Below are 19,315 nucleotides of genomic sequence, written 5' to 3'. Positions count from 1 at the left end.
ACCCTTGCCTCTGGCTAACACTTCCCCTTGCCGGGTGTGTAGAGGACTTTCACCTCCAAGTCACCAGCGAGGCCACCACAGCCAAGCTGGTTGCGCTTACGCGCAACGCGCCATGCCTGGCGCACAAGGCAAAAAAGCCCGCTCAATGGCGGGCTTCGTAATCGGCTTTTCCTATAGAGCGTCGCCAAAACCCTTACGGAATTCGTCTTCAAGCTTCTGACAAGTTTCTACGATTATGCTTTTCCCGACTGCAGGGCCGGAGTAGCTGTTTACTTCCTGGCGGCATAGTTCGACGGCATCTCGGGCCTGCATCATTTCCTTGTCTTGCGACCTGTTACTGACAGAAGAGCCGAAAGCCAGGTACAAGGTGATGGCGATAATGGCTCCGATGAGGACCTTGCTGACAGGGCCCATTCTCTTTTCTGACGGTAGTGGCCGCCCAGGCGGGATTTGTATTTTCTGCCTGAGGTCGGATTGGCAGTGCTTGCATAGAATGGCTTCAGCCATGATGACTTCCGCGCAATATGGGCAACTCATTTTTCCAGCCTCCACAGATGAAACTCCTTTTTCAAAACAGGATTCTATCATTGGGACTAGGGGCGTTGAGGGACGCGTCGCTGTTTTCCACTGAATGAATTTGTGGGGGCGCAATGTGACGCCACGCTAAATCGCCCCTACGGTGTCTGGCAAAACAGAGTCCGATATTGAATGAGTGCTTCTGGCCGATGGCTGCCTGTTGTCCGGATGCAAGATGGTCAACAGGCACTAATGGCTATCGGCTGAAGCGTTCGGCCAGGCTGTGCAGATAATCGGCCATGACTTCCAGATCCTGGCTGATCGCGGCGCCTTGCTTGGCCTGCCCGGCACTGTGGTCGCACAGTTGGGCAATCCGGGTGATCTGCTGATTGATATCTTCAGCCACGTGACTTTGTTCTTCAGACGCCGAGGCCATCTGCTGGCTCATGCCGGTTATCCGGGTGACGGCCTGGCTGATGCCGACCAACGCCGACTGCACCGCCTCGACACTTTGCATGCTCTCGCGGGAAATCTGCTCGCCACGATTGGCCGTTGATACGGCGCGATCGGCACCGGCATACAGTGAAGCGATGATGCCGTGGATCTGTTCGGTGGAGGTGCGGGTGCGTTGTGCAAGGGAACGCACCTCGTCGGCAACCACGGCAAATCCGCGACCTTGCTCACCTGCCCGGGCCGCCTCGATGGCCGCATTGAGCGCCAGCAGGTTGGTCTGTTCGGCAATGGAGGTGATGACATCCACGACACTGCCGATCGATTGCGTTTCGCTCGCCAATGCATTGACCGCCTGGCCAATCTCGTTGACCGCCTCATGCATGGTTTTCATGGCGCTCAGGCTTTGCCGGGCCAACTCACTACCGTCACGGGTCAACTGGTCAGCCTCCGACGCGGCATGTGCGGTGCTGATGACGTTTTGCGTGACTTCCTGAATGGTGGCGGCCATCTGTGAAATGGCGGCGGCAGACTGATCGGTTTCACTGCGCTGACGATCAAGCGACTGTGCCTGGGAACCTGAGAGCTCGGATGATTGCGCCGCCTTGGCCTTGACATTGACCCCGGCATCGACGAGCCGGCTCAGGGCTGTCTGCAGGCGCGCTTCCTCACTGACCATGGCCATGTCCAGTTGCCCCTGGGGGCCGTGGTTATCGCTGTAGGTGAGGGCGACCAACGGATCGGAAAAGGCTTTCGGATGCTCGGCCAGGGTACGCTCGATGGCCTTGCGATTTCGGGACTCGATCAGGTACCAGGCAACTCCAAGGCTCGCGATCAGGACCCCTTGTGCCGCGGTTGTCGATAGCCACTGAATACCCAGCAGTGAAACCCCGCCAGCCATCAATAATGGCCATCCCTGTCGCAGTGGCCGGAAAATCCGCGCGCTGCGCGCAATGATCGGCTTGCCGGCCCGCATCCTGGAATAGAGCGCTGATGCCCGGCGGACCTGGTCGCGGCTGGGCACCGAGCGGACCGACTCGTAGCCACTCATGCGTCCGTTTTCATAGATGGGCGTGACGTAGGCACTGACCCAATAGAAATCACCATTCTTCGAGCGGTTTTTCACAATACCCATCCAGGGTTTGCCTTGCTTGATGGTGTGCCACATATGCACGAATACCCCGGGTGGCATATCGGGGTGTCGAACCAGGTTATGGGTCTGACCCACCAGTTCGTCGTAGGTGAAACCGCTGATGGCAACAAAGGCGTCGTTGCAGTAAGTGATTCGGCTATCCAGATCGGTCGTGGAGATCAATCGCTGTTCGGTGGGGAAAACTCTTTCATGCTCGGTTACGGGTAAATTCACACGCATACAATGCGACCCCTCGGATTATTATTATGTTGAGCATACAAATCAGAAATGCGCCCAGGCATTGCGCCAGCCGGGCCAGGCGTCAGATCGGGGGATTCAACGCGCGGGCCCGAAGAGGAATTTATGGACGGGGGAGGCTATCGACCATTCATTCGACGACAATTTCTTTTCATTTCATGACAAAACGGCGATATCAATGTGAAATCATGCGCCCTCTATACAGGGCAGGTGCCTGGCATTGCGGGCAAGCCATGGAGAAAGGCGGCAATCTGCTGGCTATTGCGCAAATGCACCACAGGAATCCGCGGGCCTGTGGTCAGGCGCACCGCCTCGATACCGGGGCGATAACCCTGATCGAAATTCCACACAAAGTTCAGAAAGGTCAGGAACGCCCGGTCGAGCTTCTCTGGGCAACCGGCTGCAAGGTCAGGGCGAGGGCGCTTGCTGACGCTGCGCATGATCACTCGGGCGAAGCAGGTCAGTCGCGGCGTATCGAGCCAGATGATCAGGTCGGCCCGGGGCAGGCGAAGGTCAAAGGTGCGCCGGGCATAGTTGCCTTCACAAATCCAGGTATCCGCTGCGATCGCGGCGCTGACCCGCGCGCGGAATTGCTCCGCGTCGGGTTCTATCCAGCCGGGCTCCCAGAACAAGGTGTCGAGGTGCACCACGGGCAGGCCCAGACGCTTGCCAAGGGCGCGGGCGAGGGTGGATTTGCCGCTACCGGCATTGCCTAGAATTACAATCCGTTGCATGAGTGACGTCCTGTCGCGAAAAAAGCCGGCAATTGTGCAGGGTTTTGACGACCAGTCAACGGCCGCTTAGGGAAACCTCGATCACGTGACGCCTGGCCGGCTCGTTTCGTGTTTTCAGGCGGATGCGCCCACGCCCTCGGCTTTCTCCTGCGCCGCAACGTCGTGCAGGGAAATCCTTGAAGTCTCCGGTAATGCCAGCCCGCCCGCCAATGCGAGCAATGCAATCGCAATCAGATAGAACGCTGGCGACAGGTTGCTGCCGGTGGTGCTGATCAGCCACGTTGCGACCAGCGGCGCGGTGCCGCCGAAAAGGGTGTACGCCATGTTGTAGGTGATCGCCGAGGCGGTGTACCGAGTGCGGGTAGGGAAGGTTTCCGAGAGCAAGGCTGCGGTTACCACGCCACACAACACCGCCCCAATCGCCAGGAGCATCACGCCGACGATGGACGCGGCGAACGAACCGGAGCTGGCCATCAGGAACGATGGATACACGACCACGATCAACAGCGCGCATGCGGTCATCACCGTGACTCGACGCCCGACCCGGTCCGAATACAGCCCGGCCAGCGGGCAGATCGCCGCAGCGAACAGCAATGCAATCAGTGACACCAGCAACGCTGTTGCGCGACTCAGGCCTCCGGCGACTTGCAGGTAGGTCGCGAAGTAGGTGGTGAACATATAAAACGAAAGTGCCGTGAGTGACACAAAAGCGCCCAGGCAACAGATCGCCGCACCATGGTTGCGCAAGGTTTCCTTGAGTGGAGAATGTGCGACAGCATGTTCCTGAGTCACCGCCTGGAATGCCGGTGTCTCATCGAGCTTCCAGCGCAGGTAAAGCCCCACCAGGCCCAGGGGCGCGGCAATCAGGAACGGCAGGCGCCAACCCCAGCTCCCCATTGCTTCGGCCGACAATGACGCCTCGAGCGCGTAGGCCACCACGGCGGCCGCGGCGAAGGCGGAAAATGTCGACACCGGAATGAAGCTGCCGTACCAGGCGCGCTTGTCACTCGGCGCATGTTCCATCAGGTAGGCACAGGCACCTGCGTATTCTCCCCCGGCGGAAAAGCCTTGGGCGCAACGGATCAGGGACAGAAGAATCGGCGCCATGACCCCGATTGCCGCATAAGTGGGCAGCAGGCCGATCAAGGTCGTGGCACCGGCCATCAGCAGGATGGTCATCGCGAGGGTGCGCTTGCGGCCGATCCTGTCGCCCAGCATGCCGAAGAAAATCCCTCCAAGAGGCCGAAACGCAAAGGCCACGGCGAATACCGCAAAGGTCTTGAGCAGCGCGGCACTGGCATCGCCGCTGGGGAAGAACTGCTGGGCGATGGTCGTGGCCAAAAAGCCATACACGGCAAAGTCGAACCACTCGACGAAATTGCCGATGCCGGCAGCCACAATTACTCTTCTCAGTGTTTGTGGGCTGACTTGTTCCGTAGTTGCGTTCGTCATGCTTGACCTCGACAGTTCGTCAGTAAGCTATCGATTATCGGGGCAGGCACTGAGGTGGTTCACTTCAAAAGTGTCACCCACATAGTCAGTACCGACTTCAGGCTATTGAATCAGGCATGATTCGCGCCAGATTGGCCGAGGGAGAGAAAAGGGCGACTTTTTTGCAAATTTGAAAAGCGTTGAGGGTATTGTCGGTCGCAGGGATTAGATCAATCAGAAGGGATGAAGATGACATTGACTGTCGAAAGCCTGGTCAGGATCGCAATGACCAATCCGGTAAACGCAGAAATTTCCGCTCGTTTGCCGGAGCTCGGTTTGAACCAGTGCATGCTCACGGCCGGTTGTTTGTTCCAGGCCGTCTGGAATCAACAGGCACAGCGACCGCCAGAGTGGGGCGTGAAGGATTACGACGTCTTTTACTTCGATGATGACCTGTCATGGGAAGCTGAGAATGAGGTCATCGAATCAGGTCAGCGTCTGTTCCAGGACCTGGACGTGAACATTGAGATCAAGAATCAGGCCCGCGTCCACCTGTGGTACCGCCAGCGCTTTGGTGGGGATTATCAAAGGCTTCAGTCGGCTAAAGACGGGATAGATCGCTACCTGATTGCCGGCACCTGCATTGGCCTGGATATCGAAACGGGTGAGGTCTATGCGCCCAACGGCCTGGCCGACACCGAGCACGGGCTACTTCGAATCAACCCAAAGAATCTCAAGCCAGAGCTGTTCGATCAGAAGGCGCGAAGTTATCAGGCTCGCTGGCCGTGGCTCAGGATCGTGGAACAGCAATGTTGAATCGAGGGGAGCCGATTGCTGCCGGTCGCATCGGGCTGCAAACGCCCGCTTAACGGACATTCGACACCGAGTGCGTCATCTAGCACACGCCGCTGCTGCTTTTTCGCAGCGAGAAATGACTCGGTGCTACCCCATACCAGCGCTTGAATGCCTGGGAAAAACTCGACAGGTCACTGAACCCCAGTCGCTCGGCAATCTCGGTGAGACTCAGGCGTTCGTCGTTGAGCATTTCGATGGCACTGCGGCTTCGGGCCTCGGCCAGCAAGGCACGGAAAGTGGTGCCTTCGTGGTGCAGGCGGCGCTTGAGGGTGCGAGTGCTGACGTGGATCAGGCGGGCCATGGCGCAAAGGTCCGGTGGCGTCGCGTCGGTATTGGTCAGGTAGTGCTGGACCAGCGCCGTCATGCCGGAACGGGCGATTCGCCGTTGCATCAACTGTGTGCACATCTGCTCGCACATGCTCACTGTGACGGCGTTGGCTTGCGGCAAGGGGCGCACAAGGAATGAACGATCAAAGGCCAGGCTGTTGCTGCTGGCTGCGTAGACAGGCGCCAGCCCCAATAAACGGTCGTTATCGCACTCGTGAGCAGGACCGGCACGCAACGTGAAGCGCGACAGCGAAAAGTCATCGCCCCCCAGTTCCTTGAGCAACAGCGCCCCCGCTGCCATGTCCCGGGCCAACAGAAAATCCCGCAGGTCGGGTGCCAGCCCGGGCGTGGCGAAAGTCAGCACACCTTCGCTGCCTTGCTCTTCATAGGTCACCACGGTGAATGCGTAGGTCAGCGGCAAAAAGCTCAGTGCCAGGGCTAGTGCATCCCCGGTGGTCGCGCTGCTGATCAGGCCGTAACCAAACAGGCCATAGGTCGAGAAGTGATAGCGCGCACCGATTTCGAAGCCAAGCCCCGGAGGATGACCGAGCAACTGCAACAGATTGCCGGTCACCCGCAGTTCCTGATCGGCAGTCAGCTCCAGATTCGGGTCTGCCAGTTGCGCTGCCGTCAGCCCCGAGCCGGCCAGTATCGCGCTGGCCGCCAAGCCTTTTTCGACGCCGAACTCCACCAGCAGCAAGGCGCTGGCCGGGCCACGCAGAAAATCCCGAAAGCTCATGCCCATGTCCCTGTGGCGAAAAGGTTGGCCCGAATAATAAAGCAATTGTCCCATTCCAGCATTCGGTTCTTTATCAATGGCCGTCACCATCCTTTGCGCACGGTTCGTCGTTTAACCATCAATAAAAGGCCGTTGCGGCACCTGGCGAAAACCAGGAGGCGCAGTTGTGTGTTTTCGGGTAACCCCGCAAATCTCGCACCGCCTTGCACAAGGGAGAACAACAATGAAAAAGACCTTCGATTACATCGTAGTGGGCGGCGGTTCCGGTGGTTGTGTGGTTGCCGGTCGGCTGAGCGAAGATCCGGACGTCAGTGTTTGTTTGCTGGAAGCCGGTGGTGGCGGGCAGTCCAGCCTGGTCAATATCCCAGCGGCGATGGTGGCAATGGTCCCGACTTCGATGAATAACTGGGCCTTCGACACCGTCCCGCAAATGGGACTGGAAGGGCGCAAGGGCTACCAGCCACGGGGTAAGGCACTGGGTGGTTCCTCTGCGATCAACGCCATGATCTACGTGCGGGGTCATCAATGGGACTACGACCATTGGGCCGCCCTGGGCAATACCGGTTGGGGGTTCAAGGATGTCTTGCCGTACTTCCGTCGCAGCGAGCACAACGAGCGCATCGGCAACGACTTGCACGGGCGGGGTGGGCCGTTGTGGGTCAGCGATTTGCGTTCGGACAATCCATTCCAGCAACGTTTTCTGGAGGCGGCCTGCGAGACCGGTTTACCGCTCAACGACGACTTCAACGGTGAGGAACAGGAAGGCGTTGGCATCTATCAAGTCACGCAAAAGCACGGTGAACGCTGCAGCGCGGCGCGGGCGTATCTGTTGCCGTATGTGGGCGTGCGCAACAACCTGACCGTCGAAACCCGGGCCCAGGTGCAACGCATCTTATTTGAAGGCACTCGCGCCGTGGCTGTCGAGGTGCTGCAAAACGGTCAGGTTCTCACCCTGCGTGCCAAGCGGGAAGTCATCCTCGCCGCCGGGGCCTTCCAGACCCCGCAACTGTTGATGTTGTCGGGCGTGGGGCCCAAAGAGGAACTGCAACGCCATGGCATCCCGCTCTTGCAGGATCTGCCTGGTGTTGGGCAGAACCTGCAAGACCATCCGGATTTCGTTTTCGTCTACAAGACCTCAAGCCTGGATGCCATGGGCGTTTCATTTGCAGGCAGCACCAGAATGCTCAAGGAAGCCGGCCGTTTTCGCCGGGAACGTCGAGGCATGCTGACCTCGAATTTTGCCGAGGGCGGAGCGTTTCTCAAAACGCGCGAAGGATTGGATAAACCGGATATTCAATTGCATTTTGTCGTGGCTCCGGTGGAGGACCATGCGCGCAAGTTGCGTCTGGGTCATGGGTTGTCGTGCCACGTTTGCCTGTTGCGTCCGCGCAGCCGCGGAACCGTATCTCTGGCCAGCAAAGACCCGCAAGCAGCACCGCTGATTGATCCGGCGTTCCTTCAGGACCCGCAGGACCTTGAAGATATGGTCGCGGCATTCAAACTGACACGCCGTTTGATGCAGGCACCGGCGCTGGCCAACTGGATCACCCGCGACCTGTACACCGACGGGGTCGAGACGGACGAGCAGATCCGCACCGTACTGCGTCGTCGTACCGACAGTGTTTATCACCCGGTGGGCACTTGCCGCATGGGCGATGACCCACTGGCCGTGGTCGACGCGCAACTTCGAGTACACGGTCTGCAAGGGCTGCGAATCGTTGACGCATCGGTGATGCCTACCCTGATCGGCGGCAACACCAACGCACCGACCATCATGATCGCCGAGAAAGCCGTTGACCTTATCCGCGGCATTGGGCGGGTGTGTTCGTCCGCCCGGACTGAAACGACAGCCACCACTGAAAACAACAATGAGGCATCTTATGTCGTTGCATGAAGTTGGAACCGGCAGTCAGTCGGCAACAGCCTTGAGCGCCATCATCATCGGCAGCGGTTTTGCCGGTATCGGCATGGCCGTTGCCTTGCAAAAGGCCGGTGTGAAGGACTTTGTGATCCTGGAGAAGAAACAGGATGTCGGCGGTGTCTGGCGGGACAACAGTTACCCCGGCGCCGCGTGCGACGTACCTTCGCACCTGTATTCTTTTTCGTTTGAGCCGAACCCGGACTGGAGCAGGGTGTTCGCGCCCCAGGCCGAGATTCACGCCTATCTGCGGCATTGCGCTGACAAGTACGGGCTGGACAAGCACATTCGTTTCGGCGCCGAAGTGGTGTCCGCCGAGTTTGATGAACGCACGTCGCTGTGGCACGTGACCCAGCAGGATGGCAGCGTCCTGAGTGCATCGCTGTTGATCAGTGGCACCGGTCAGTTGAGTCGCCCGGCGTTCCCGAAGCTGGCAGGTATGGAAACCTTCAAGGGGCACGTGTTCCACTCGGCGACCTGGGACCACAGCTATTCGCTGGCAGGCAAACGCGTGGCGGTGGTCGGCACCGGTGCTTCGGCCATTCAGTTCGTACCGGCGATTGCCGGGACTGTCGGGCACATGAAGGTGTTCCAACGCTCGCCGGCGTACCTGATGCCTCGACCGGATCGGGCTTATTCCAAGCGGGTAAAATCATTGCTGCGCAACGTGCCCTGGATGATGACCGCTTACCGTGCCTCGATATACATGCGCTACGAGTCCCGGGCGCTGGCGTTCACCCGATTCAAGGGCTTGATGAAGTGGGCCGTGGGAATTCCGTTCCGTCGACTGTTGTCCGAACAAGTGCCGGACCCGGTACTGCGCAACAAACTGACCCCGGATTATCCATACGGCTGCAAGCGTATCCTGCTGTCGAGCGAATACCTCCAGACCATGAGCCGGTCCAACGTGGAGTTGGTGACCGACGGCATTGCGCGAGTCACTGAAAGCGACATTGAAACCGTTGACGGCCAGCGGCATGAAGTCGATGCGATCATCTACGGCACCGGGTTCGCGGCTACCGAGTTTCTGTCGCCGATGCGTATCGTCGGGCGAAATGGCGTGGACCTTAACCATGCCTGGCGCGATGGCACCCGCGCATATCTGGGGCTGACGGTTGCGCAATTCCCCAATTTCTTCATGTTGTATGGGCCGAACACCAACCTGGGTCACAACTCGATTGTCTACATGCTGGAAAGCCAGATTGCCCACGTCATGCGCTGTTGGCGCACGATGAAGGGCACAGGTGCCAACACCGTGGAAGTCGACTCCAGCGTGTATGACCGCTTTCATGGGCAGGTCCAGCAACGCCTGGTCAACACGGTGTGGAACGGCTGCAAGAGCTGGTATGTGGATGACGCTGGCAACAACAGCACCAACTGGCCGGGGTTCACCTTGAGCTATCGCTGGCTGACGCGGTTTTCCGGGTTGCATGCATACCGCTTCACACGCGAGTTTGAAGGCGGCGCGACCGTAGTCGAATCCCGCGACTGGCCGGAAACATTGAGCGCCGGATTCCTGAGGGTTTTTCTTCGCACCACGTTTCGCTCGCTGATCGGGCCGGGGTTGGCGGCGCCTGCGCAGAGAAAGGTCGTGAACCTATTGTCCAGGTTAATGCCAGGCACTGGCGGCGTGATTCGTTATCGTCAGCAGGCCAACGGCGTTCCCGTGCAAGTGGTCGCACCGCAGCAGGGTGAAAACGGCGGGGTCATTCTGTACCTGCATGGCGGAGCGTTCTGCCTAGGCTCGCCGGATACACATTGGAGCATCACCGGCCGCTTGGCCAAGGCTTCGGGGATGTCGGTGTGGGTAGCTGATTATCGCCTGGCGCCAGAACATCCTTGCCCGGCGGCATTGGACGATGCGCTGGCCTGCTATCAGGCGCTACGGGCTCAGGGGTATGCCGCTGACCGAATCTTCCTGGCCGGCGATTCGGCGGGTGCCGCGCTGGTGTTGGCTCTGGCGCTCAAGCTGCGTGATCTTCACCCGCGTTTTGCCGCCGGCATGCTTCTGATGTCGCCAGTGACTGACGACAGCCTGAGCGGTGCTTCCATGACCTCGCGGGTCGAACAGGATCCGATGATCCGTCGCGGCTGGCTGGAGCAAGGGCTGGGCTGGTATGCCGGTACGCAGGTGATGGGCTATCCGCTTGAGGTGGACCTGCAAGGGCTGCCGCCGATGTTGATCCAGGTCGGTGACCATGAGCTGTTGTTGTCTGACGCCACCCGATTGGCCGAGCATGCGCTTGACTGCGGGGTGAATTGCCGCCTGGAGGTGTATGCCGCACGCTGGCACGTGTTCCAGTTGCAAGCCTTCTACCTGCGTTCGGCGGCCAAGGCGTTGAAGACCCTCGGCGCATTTGCCCGGGAGCAACTGGCACGCACGTAGCCTGAGGTGACGTAACGCCAAAAACACAAAAGCCCGCCATCCTCTTGAGGGTGGCGGGCTTTTCGGCGTTTTAATGGGCGTTCTTACTCGCTGGTCTGTAACGGCACAATTGGGCCAATGCCTTAAGCTGATATCATTCAAGACCTGACATACCGAGTAGAAAAAATGAACCGTCAAAAGAAACTAAAGCAACTGTTCAAGGCTAAGGCCAAAAAGGCCAGTGCCAAACTGGCACCGAAGAGCAAGCCTAAATACATTTGTAAAGCGGACCGATTGAAGCTGGCGGCAGAAACCACTGACGAGTCAGCGATCGCCTCTGAGAGCTGATTCAGATCGGACCGCGTAGACGTGGTCGACCCCTTCCTTCAAGTCGAAGCCGCTTCGCGGCTTTGAATGACCAGATCCCCCTCGCTACATTTGACCGGCCACTTCGGGACGATTTCTGCCGTCTCGAAAGGCGTGAAGCAGTCGGTCATTTGCGTCTGCAATTTCCGGAGTGATTCAGTTGGCCTGCAATCGATCCATTTCAGGCACTCGCCAGCGATTACAATTGGCCGCTGGCTAATCCTCGCAATCTGCACAAAAACATTCACCCGACATCTCAAGCCCTCGGTTCCGTTGAATCTTGGGGGCTTTGTTATTCATCGGTCATGCATGATCGGGAGTTGCTTCGCCGCGGACCTAACGGATACCGGCACCCGCCATGGATTCTGGCACCCACTGCGCCGTCGATAGCGGCTCGATGTAGCGGATGCCGCCATGGGGGCCCACCACGCCATTGATGTTGTAGGTGCCTTTGGACAGGTCGTAAGTCATGAAAGGGGTGGCGTCCGGGACCTGCTGGTCGTAGCTCTGGCTGAAGAACGCGAAGGAGCCGCGGTATAGCTGGCCACTGGTGTCGTACTGATCGGAGGCCACCGCGGCCCAGGTGTCTTCATCCAGGTAGAAGCGGCGCTTCTGGTAGATGTGCTTCGCCCCCGGCTTGAGGTTGCCCTCCACGACGTAGACCCGGTGCTTTTCCCAGCGTACGAAGTCCGGGGAAATGAAGTCAGGCGTGGTCAGCGACTTGGCAGCGCGAGCGTAGGTGAGTTTGTAAGTGTTGTAGGGCACGATCATTTCCTGCTTGCCCACCAGCGTCCAGTCGTACAGCTCGAGTGCACGGGCAGTACCGGGGTTGGGGGTGTCGTAGGCCAGGATCGAGATCTGTTTGACGCGGCGCTGGGCAGGCATGTACTGCCAGGCGCGGCCAGGGAACTCCGCCGGGTTGGTCGCGTTCTTGAGCATGATCGACTCGCCGGCTCGGCGCGCAGGTCCGGTATAGGACAGCTTCAACTGATAGTAGATGTCGGAGCTGTTGAACGGTTTCGACAGATTCTCGTAGATCGGGAAGGAGACGAATGCCTCGCCGGTGACCGCCAGGCTTGGTACGCCCGCCGTGTCGACGCTCCAGGAGTCGTACTTGGAATGGATGTTGACGCCCTGGTAGCGCAGCAGGAAATTCCACATCGCTTCGGCACCGGATTGCGGAATCGGGAAAGGCACCCCGGGCATCACATTGTCGATGGCGATCCCGCCGTTGAGGGACCTGGCGTTGGTGGCATTTCTGCGGCTGTTGTCCAGTACCGCCTGTGGGAGCGATGCCGTGCGGTGGGTCGGATAGACGTCGACGCGAAAGGCGGGGTAGCGCTTGGCCAACGCTACAGTGGTGGCGGTCAGCATGCCTTTGTAAGCTTCGACGTTCTTGCCGTTGATCACCAGCAACGGTCTTTCGCCGGCGAAGGGGTCCGGGCGCATGCTGTCGCCGGTCTTGAAACCGGGCGGCGCAGTGGTCAGGCCACCGTTGTAGGGCGGAATGGAACCGTCGGCATTACCGGCCTTTTCGGCTCCCACCCACGTCAGGCTGGTGCCCAGCCGGGCGGCTTCCTGGCTCGATACATAGGCGCGGGCATCGATGGCCAGTGCCATGAGGGGTACGGCAGCCAGAAGACTTTTCACGAATTTCATATTGTTATTCTCCTGCCTGGCGTACCAGGCAACTCGTGACTCAGGCGCAGCAGTCGCTTACGTCGACTCATCACCAGAGACTTTTTCAGTACTGCCATTAGATAGCCCCCTTATCAGGGGCGCTTTTCATTCGACGACAGCCCCTTGGCTATTGATGACAGGCCCGGGCTGTCTCGGCGGGCATTCGATGGGAGAGTGACTGTCACTTGTTTGTATTTTTCAGCGGAATCATTGGGTTACCGAATGGTCATAGCTATGTCTGAACACTGCCCGGACGAAGGTTTCGAGCAGCCATGACCCTTCCATACTTCCGACGTTTAGGACGTTCATATGAATCGTGCAGTAATCTTGATCGTGGCCATTTCCAGCGCCGTCTTGTTGGGAGGGTGCGGCCCGCACTGGGATGACGGAGAGCGGTACGGGCGATATCACGATCATGACCATCGACGTGGTTACGACCAGAGAGGGGACGATGATCGAGGTTATGACCGTGACTATGATCGTCGTGACTATGATCGCAGTGACTATGATCGCGATCACCGTCGCTACCGTGATCGCGATGACAACGACGACTGATAGGTTCAACGTCATTGAAATGCAGGGGGGGGCTAGTGGGGAGCTGCGTGAAATAGGGGCAGGAAAAGCCCAAGGTTATCATTTTGCCAAGCCGACATGGCAATAAGGGGCCAGTAACAGGACGGCCCCCCTTTTCCAATACCAACCCGTTGACCGGCAAATACGGATGAATCAATTTTCAAGGGAGATACTCATGGCATCAGGGCAATGTCTTTGCGGGGCGGTACGTTTTTCCCTGGCGGTTGAACCCCGATTTTTCTATCGCTGCCATTGCACCCTGTGCCGCAAGCAAACCGGGGTTGGCCATAATCTTGCCACGCTGGTCAACGCTCGCGACTTCCGGTGGGAGGAAGGGCAAGGGATGATCACGGGGTGGCTCAAACCCAGCGGGTACAGAAATGACTTTTGCTCACGATGTGGCTCGACCGTGCCTAATGTTCTTCGCGAAACGCCTTACTACTGGATTCCGCTTGGACTTCTCGATGGCGAGTTGAGCATGGAGTGTGTTGGAGATTTCTGCACCGATGATGCGATGTCGTGGGATGAACAACGCTCGGCAAAAAGTCATTGCGCAGCCCCGGATTCACTGGGGTTTCTTCTGCATGAGTTGCAGGTCGATGCTTGATTCAGGCGCGTGGTCGGCTTTGGGACCCGTTGACAGTTGGAAGGTGAACAACCACAGCACCAGGGCCGCCACACTGATCGAAGCGCCCAGCAAGCTGACGGCAATCCACCCCCATAGCGCATAAACCTGCGTCGCGGCGGCGGCACCCAGCGCGCTGCCCACCGAGTAAAAGCACATGTAGGCGCCGACCATGCGGCTATGGGCGTCGGGCCGTGCCGCGAAAATCAGGCTCTGGTTGGTGACGTGTACGGCCTGCACGGCGAAGTCGAGCAAGACCACTCCACAAACCAGCGCGATCAGTGACGACTGTGCAAAGGCGATGGGCAGCCAGGACAGCGTCAGGATCGCCAGCGAAATGCCGGTGACGCGTTGCCCCAAACCCTGGTCGGCCCAGCGCCCGGATCTTCTGGCCGCAAGGGCGCCGGCGACGCCCGCCAGGCCAAACAGGCCGATGACCGTGTGCGAAAGCGACAGTGGTGGGGCGCTCAACGGCAGCACCATGGATGTCCAAAGCACGGAAAAAGCGGCGAAGATCAGCAAGGCCAGCAGGCCCCTGATGCGCAACACCGGTTCAGTCATGAACAGCGTGAAGAGCGAGCGGATGAGTGTCGGATAGGTGTATCGACTGCGTGGCGTCACTGCCGCAGGCAACACTTTCCAGAACACCGCCGCGAGGGTCAGCATCAATCCAGAGGAAGCGAAATACACAGCGCGCCAGCCCGCCAGATCGGCGATCAGCCCGGACGTGAAGCGCGCCAGAAGAATACCCAGGACAATGCCACTGGTGACGGTTCCCACGGCCTGACCACGTTGTGACGGCGTTGCCAGCGCGGCGGTGCAGGCCACCAGCACTTGAACCATCACTGCCAGCAAACCCACGGCGATCATGGCCCCCAACAGGGTCAGCCATTGCTGTGCGGCGCCGACTCCCGCCAGCGCAATCGCAGACAGCAGCATTTGCGTCAGAATCAGCCCTTTTCGGTTTAACAAGTCGCCCAGAGGGACGATGAACAGCAACCCCAGCGCGTAACCGACTTGAGTCGCCGTCACCACAAACCCGATCATTGATGGGGCAACATCAAGGCTGCGGGCCATTGAATCGAGTAAGGGTTGTGCGAAGTAGACGTTGGCGACGGCAAGCGCGCAGGTGACAGAAAATAGAAACGTGAGTTGCGCAGACAGCCCCGAAGCCTGCGCGAGGAAAGGATGGGTGGCTGAATCGGTATCTGCTTTCACGTGAGCCTCCGTGGCGCTAAACTGGTTTCAATTAGCAACTGGATTCATTGTTGTCGAATCGGGTTTCATATTGCAACCACATTGCTCAAGACCGGTCGACGGACTTGGCAGTCGTTATCCAAAAAGGTAAACACGATGGTCGTAGACCCTTCATCGCCAAGCAGCGAATGCCCGGTAGCACGAACACTGGAAGCTATCGGGGATCGGTGGTCGCTCATGATCATTCGCGACGCGTTTGACGACATTCGCCGATTCAGCGAATTTCAAAAAAGCCTGGGGGTGGCCAGGAACATTCTGGCATCGCGCCTGAAGACGTTGGTTGAGGTCGGTGTATTCGACGTTCAACCGGCGTCGGATGGAAGTGCCTACAAGGAATACGTCCTGACGGAGAAAGGGCGTGAGATCTTTCCTGTGGTGGTCAGTATGAGGCAGTGGGGCGAACGGTTTCTGTTCACGGGGGACGAGACGCGTTCAGTGCTGTTGGACAATGAGTACGGCCAGTCCCTGATGCCGATTGAAGTTCGCTCCTCGAGCGGCCAAAAACTTGGACCGTCCGACTGCCACAGAGTGAGGGTGGTTGCCAGCGAGTCGTGAATCGAACGGTGAAGGCGATTCAGTCGAGCAGCGACACCAGCCGCGGTTCGATTGACCGGTCAACCACCTCAAGCAACGCCAGGGTGACAGGCAACTTGAAGCGTCGGCGCCCGGCACTGCCGGGATTCAGGAATAGCCGTTCACCGCGCCAGTCGATGTACGGTTTGTGCGAATGACCGGTGATCACCAGCTTGATGCGGCTATCAAGATCGGCCGCCACGTCGGCGATGTCATGCACCAGCAGAACAGTCCAGCCGTTGAACTCCAGGTGCAGACAATCGGGCAACCCCCGCGCCCAGGATGCGTCCAGGTCATTGTTGCCCCGCACCGCATCCACCGGCGCGATTGCGGCCAATTGGTCGAGGATCGCCTCGCTACCGATGTCACCCGCGTGAAGGATGCGATCACAGCCTTGCAGGGCGGCAATGGCTTCGGGGCGGAGCAAACCGTGGGTGTCGGAGATGACGCCGATTTTCATCGCGGGCGGCTCGAGATGCATTCTGCTTCCAGGTTCAAGCGGATGTCTCCTGTGCTGAGCATTGTTGAACGAAGCAGTCAATTCAACCACATCGCAGCCGGGCCGGGGCGGTAAATGACATCGAAGGCGTAAACTCCGCTTTGGCGGCTGCTCATTGAAACCAGAGCGAGCACAGCCGCCACCCGCCACCGACTATCGTTCTTGTGTGCGGTCAGCAGCTAGCCTTACCTGGTTCAACAGGTGATCGACATCCTCGGCGGTGGTCGCGAACGAGGTGACAAAGCGAACGACATTCGGTCCCCAGCGATCATGGTAGAACCCGAAGCCGGCCTTCAGCAGCGCATCGATCATTGCCGAGTCCAGCCGGCAGAACAGGATGTTCGCCTCGGTGCCGCCGAGCACCTCGACGCCACCCAGGCCCTCAAGCCCTTGCGCCAGGCGCTGGGCGGCAGCGTTGGCCTTGCATGCATTGCGCAGCCAGAGATCGTCGGTCAGGTACGCATCGATCTGCGCCGACAGAAAACGCATCTTGGAAGAGAGATGGCCTGCACGCTTGCGGCGGTAATTCATCTCGGTGGCAAGGGAGGTGTTGAACAGGACGATGGCTTCCGCCGCCAGCACGCCGTTCTTGGTGGCACCGAACGACAGGGCATCCACGCCGGCCTTCCACGTCATCTCGGCCGGGGAGCAGCCAAGCGACACCAGGGCGTTGGCAAAGCGCGATCCATCCATATGCAATCCCAAGGAAGAGGACTTGCAGACGTCACCAATGGCTGCGATTTCATCCAGGGTGTAGATACTGCCGACTTCGGTGGCCTGAGTGATGCTCACGCAGGCGGGCTGGGTCGTGTGTACGTCGCCGACTTTTTCGCGAGTCCGCTCGCGCAACCGGACGATATCCAGCTTGGCCGCCGGGCCGTCGACGGTCATCAGCTTCGCGCCGTTGGAGAAGAACTCGGGCGCGCCGCATTCATCGTTGTTGATATGGCTGGCCGGGTGGCAGTAGATGTTGCCCCAGGGTGGTGTCATCGCACTCAGGCACAGGGCGTTGGCGGCGGTGCCGGTGGGCACGAGAAAGACCTCCACGTCGCGCTCGAAGATCTCGCAGAACTTGCGCTTGACCTGTGCCGTCAACTCGTCGGTGCCATAGGGACCCGCCTGGCCCGAACTGTGTTTGACGAGGGCTTGTGCCACCTCCGGCGATGCACCGGCGATGTTGTCACTTGAAAAACCCAGCGCGGGCGGTCTGCTTGTTTCACCGTTCATCATCCAGTTCTCGGCTGCGCAGGCGAAGGTGTTTCGCCCGGATTGGCGCATCCTATGGAGGGGGACGGTTGTTGCGCTTGTAAAAAATTGACGCTCGCCTGATGGTCGACGGCCTAAGTCCTGTAGCGTGATGGCGCGACGCCGAATGCCTGTCGAAAGGCGCGGTTGAAATGGCTTTGATCGTAGAAACCGACGGCGTGGGCGACATCGATGATCGGTTGCTCGCTGCCAGACAGCAGGCCACAGGCCCGTTCGAGACGCAGGCGAAGCAGCCACGCGTGTGGTGTCATGCCGATGGTCCGCTTGAACTGCTTGAGAAACGGGAAACGCCCCAGCCCACATAGTCCGGCGAGATCATCGAGGGTGATTCGCTCATCGATGTGGCTGAAACAATAGTCCCTGACGCGAGACCATTGCAGGGGCGATAGCGAGCCGGTAATCGTTTCGGGCTTGATCGCCCGTGACTGGCTCAACAGGTGTTCAAGGAGGGTGAACCATTGCGTCTGCACCGCGAGGCTGCCGGGGCCAACGGCCTGCTGCATCGCTTCGTGCAAACCGCGCAGGTTGCCGGCAAGCCCCGTGTCTTCGAGCAACACACCGGTCAATTCAAGCTCTTTCGGTTGACCGCTGATTTCCTCGGCCAGGCTCGCGACCAGCGCCTGGGATAGACGGAATGTCTTGAGCGTATAAGTGCCGCCGCCCTCGGATACACCGTCGTGGATTTCACCCGGCGGCATCAGGGCAACACTTCCCGGCCCCAAAAGAAACGACTCGCCTTTCGCTCGATGACGCTGGATGCCTTCGGTGACAAAACCAATGTGGAAATCGAGATGGTAATGGCGATCGAAGCCGACATCCGCAAAACGTGCGGACCCCAGCACCAAGCCTGGTACTTCGGACACGTGATGGTACTTGGCTTGCTCAGTCATGAAACCCGTTCAACAATCGGCGAGGAGGGCGAAAGACTCAAAGTTTAAGTGCGCAAGAGGTATAGATCCATGGGTTGCCAGCAATTGGCCTGAGGTCGAGCATGAGTCATTGAGTGTCAACCGAACTCGCTCGCCATGAGGATGTTGCGCAGCAAGTGACGACGGCTCATTTGTCCGCTGCGCAACGCCCGGTAGCCGTCCTAGCTTTGTGGTACCACCCGCGCTTCGTTTCCGGCACCCTCGACGTACACGTTCATGCCTTTTCTCAGCGTCGGGTTGATCGGCTGCGTTACCGAAACCAGTACGCCGCTCTGGGTGCGAACGATGATCTGCTGTGCGTCCACGGGCTGATCATATTTTTTCTTTTCGACGTAGTTGCCGCCTGCCGCCCCTGCGAGGGCTCCGGCGACCATCGCCACATCCCGGCCGGTACCCTGGCCGATCAGGCTACCCAGGCCCAGACCGCCAATACCCCCCAAGATGGCACCGACGCCGCTATCGTGATTGGTCTGCATCTGGGTCTGTGTGATCTGCTCGATTTTCCCCGAGCGGATCTCCATCTCGCCAGCGCCTCCGCTCCCGGCCCCCACCGCGGCACAGCCGCCAAGCAACAGACCAAAAAGCGAAATCGTCAGCCAGGAAAAGATTGTTTTCATCGTCGAACTCCATTTTCAGAGGAAGTGGATCATGCAAACGCATCCAATGACGTTAGACGAAAAAGTCCGGTTCATGCGCTTGTCTGGCTGTGCAAGGCGTTTGAGGTCGAGAAAGCGCGCCAGCGCCAGCGCACGACCAGGATGGCCACTGATCCGCGCAGTCGATGTAAAGGGCGCCGGGATCTCCAGCGATGCTGCCCCTTTC

Annotated in this window: 17 protein-coding genes and 2 pseudogenes; 7 read left to right on the top strand and 12 right to left on the bottom strand. The window is 59.1% G+C overall.

Annotation, left to right across the window (positions count from 1 at the left end; all coding sequences use genetic code 11):
- Positions 1-171 precede the first annotated feature (171 nt).
- From KGA98_RS24690 to KGA98_RS24675, 5 genes and pseudogenes are all read right to left on the bottom strand, one after another.
- Positions 172-507, bottom strand: coding sequence for a hypothetical protein (locus KGA98_RS24690; RefSeq protein ID WP_223504218.1), 336 nt, complete (start codon positions 505-507; stop codon positions 172-174).
- A 265-nt stretch (positions 508-772) separates the two neighbouring features.
- Positions 773-1,747: pseudogene (locus KGA98_RS28795) on the bottom strand (methyl-accepting chemotaxis protein); the annotation flags it as partial.
- Positions 1,748-2,035: 288 nt separating this feature from the next.
- Positions 2,036-2,338: pseudogene (locus tag KGA98_RS28790) on the bottom strand (PAS domain-containing protein); the annotation flags it as partial.
- 215 nt (positions 2,339-2,553) lie between these two features.
- Entirely contained in the window at positions 2,554-3,090 is a 537-nt protein-coding gene (locus KGA98_RS24680) for an AAA family ATPase (RefSeq protein WP_223504214.1), read from the bottom strand.
- Positions 3,091-3,204: 114 nt separating this feature from the next.
- Positions 3,205-4,542, bottom strand: coding sequence for an MFS transporter (locus KGA98_RS24675; protein ID WP_057714870.1), 1,338 nt, complete (start codon positions 4,540-4,542; stop codon positions 3,205-3,207).
- Positions 4,543-4,770: 228 nt separating this feature from the next.
- Between KGA98_RS24675 and KGA98_RS24670 the strand changes: the two genes are divergently transcribed.
- The gene (locus KGA98_RS24670; protein WP_223504224.1) at positions 4,771-5,337 is read left to right on the top strand and encodes a nucleotidyltransferase family protein; all 567 of its coding nucleotides are present in this window, start codon (positions 4,771-4,773) and stop codon (positions 5,335-5,337) included.
- Positions 5,338-5,416: 79 nt separating this feature from the next.
- Here KGA98_RS24670 and KGA98_RS24665 read toward each other — a convergent pair whose 3' ends face one another.
- Positions 5,417-6,442 carry an AraC family transcriptional regulator gene (locus KGA98_RS24665; protein WP_223504212.1) on the bottom strand — a complete coding sequence of 342 codons (1,026 nt, stop codon included), beginning with the start codon at positions 6,440-6,442 and terminating at the stop codon, positions 5,417-5,419.
- Between the two features lie 223 nt (positions 6,443-6,665).
- Between KGA98_RS24665 and KGA98_RS24660 the strand changes: the two genes are divergently transcribed.
- The 3 genes from KGA98_RS24660 (at position 6,666) to KGA98_RS24650 (ending at position 11,073) form a co-directional block, all read left to right on the top strand.
- Entirely contained in the window at positions 6,666-8,336 is a 1,671-nt protein-coding gene (locus KGA98_RS24660) for a GMC family oxidoreductase (RefSeq protein ID WP_223504210.1), read from the top strand.
- Positions 8,323-10,746, top strand: coding sequence for a flavin-containing monooxygenase (locus KGA98_RS24655; RefSeq protein ID WP_223504208.1), 2,424 nt, complete (start codon positions 8,323-8,325; stop codon positions 10,744-10,746). The genes KGA98_RS24660 and KGA98_RS24655 overlap by 14 nt, the downstream gene beginning before the upstream one ends.
- 165 nt (positions 10,747-10,911) lie before the next feature.
- Positions 10,912-11,073, top strand: a complete 162-nt coding sequence (locus KGA98_RS24650) for a DUF2986 domain-containing protein (RefSeq protein WP_154946418.1) — start codon at positions 10,912-10,914, stop codon at positions 11,071-11,073.
- 354 nt (positions 11,074-11,427) lie between these two features.
- Here KGA98_RS24650 and KGA98_RS24645 read toward each other — a convergent pair whose 3' ends face one another.
- Positions 11,428-12,750 carry a DUF1329 domain-containing protein gene (locus KGA98_RS24645; protein WP_154909037.1) on the bottom strand — a complete coding sequence of 441 codons (1,323 nt, stop codon included), beginning with the start codon at positions 12,748-12,750 and terminating at the stop codon, positions 11,428-11,430.
- A gap of 330 nt (positions 12,751-13,080) precedes the next feature.
- Between KGA98_RS24645 and KGA98_RS24640 the strand changes: the two genes are divergently transcribed.
- The gene (locus KGA98_RS24640) at positions 13,081-13,326 is read left to right on the top strand and encodes a hypothetical protein (RefSeq protein WP_150672513.1); all 246 of its coding nucleotides are present in this window, start codon (positions 13,081-13,083) and stop codon (positions 13,324-13,326) included.
- Between the two features lie 193 nt (positions 13,327-13,519).
- Complete coding sequence (locus tag KGA98_RS24635) at positions 13,520-13,951, top strand: GFA family protein (RefSeq protein ID WP_223504205.1); 432 nt, start codon at positions 13,520-13,522, stop codon at positions 13,949-13,951.
- On the opposite strand, the gene KGA98_RS24630 is transcribed toward KGA98_RS24635, so the two are convergent.
- On the bottom strand, positions 13,910-15,187 hold the full coding sequence (locus KGA98_RS24630) for an MFS transporter (RefSeq protein ID WP_223504203.1): 1,278 nt from the start codon (positions 15,185-15,187) through the stop codon (positions 13,910-13,912). The two genes, KGA98_RS24635 and KGA98_RS24630, sit on opposite strands and share 42 nt — an antisense overlap.
- 135 nt (positions 15,188-15,322) lie before the next feature.
- Between KGA98_RS24630 and KGA98_RS24625 the strand changes: the two genes are divergently transcribed.
- Positions 15,323-15,781, top strand: a complete 459-nt coding sequence (locus KGA98_RS24625; RefSeq protein WP_223504201.1) for a winged helix-turn-helix transcriptional regulator — start codon at positions 15,323-15,325, stop codon at positions 15,779-15,781.
- A gap of 19 nt (positions 15,782-15,800) precedes the next feature.
- Here the strand turns inward: KGA98_RS24625 and KGA98_RS24620 are convergent, their stop codons facing one another.
- The 4 genes from KGA98_RS24620 to KGA98_RS24605 all read right to left on the bottom strand — a co-directional run bounded on the left by KGA98_RS24620 (position 15,801) and on the right by KGA98_RS24605 (position 19,110).
- Positions 15,801-16,259 (bottom strand): metallophosphoesterase family protein, encoded by a 459-nt coding sequence (locus KGA98_RS24620; RefSeq protein WP_223504222.1) that lies wholly within the window; start codon positions 16,257-16,259, stop codon positions 15,801-15,803.
- 192 nt (positions 16,260-16,451) lie between these two features.
- On the bottom strand, positions 16,452-17,528 hold the full coding sequence (locus KGA98_RS24615; protein WP_223504199.1) for a threonine aldolase family protein: 1,077 nt from the start codon (positions 17,526-17,528) through the stop codon (positions 16,452-16,454).
- 110 nt (positions 17,529-17,638) lie between these two features.
- Positions 17,639-18,454 (bottom strand): AraC family transcriptional regulator, encoded by an 816-nt coding sequence (locus KGA98_RS24610; protein WP_223504197.1) that lies wholly within the window; start codon positions 18,452-18,454, stop codon positions 17,639-17,641.
- 200 nt (positions 18,455-18,654) lie between these two features.
- Positions 18,655-19,110: a glycine zipper 2TM domain-containing protein gene (locus KGA98_RS24605; protein ID WP_154946429.1), complete on the bottom strand. Its 456-nt coding sequence runs from the start codon at positions 19,108-19,110 to the stop codon at positions 18,655-18,657.
- Between the last annotated feature and the right edge of the window lie 205 nt (positions 19,111-19,315).

Source organism: Pseudomonas sp. BF-R-24 (genome assembly GCF_019947335.1).
GTDB lineage: Bacteria > Pseudomonadota > Gammaproteobacteria > Pseudomonadales > Pseudomonadaceae > Aquipseudomonas > Aquipseudomonas jessenii.
This window is presented reverse-complemented; position numbering and strand designations above follow the sequence as displayed.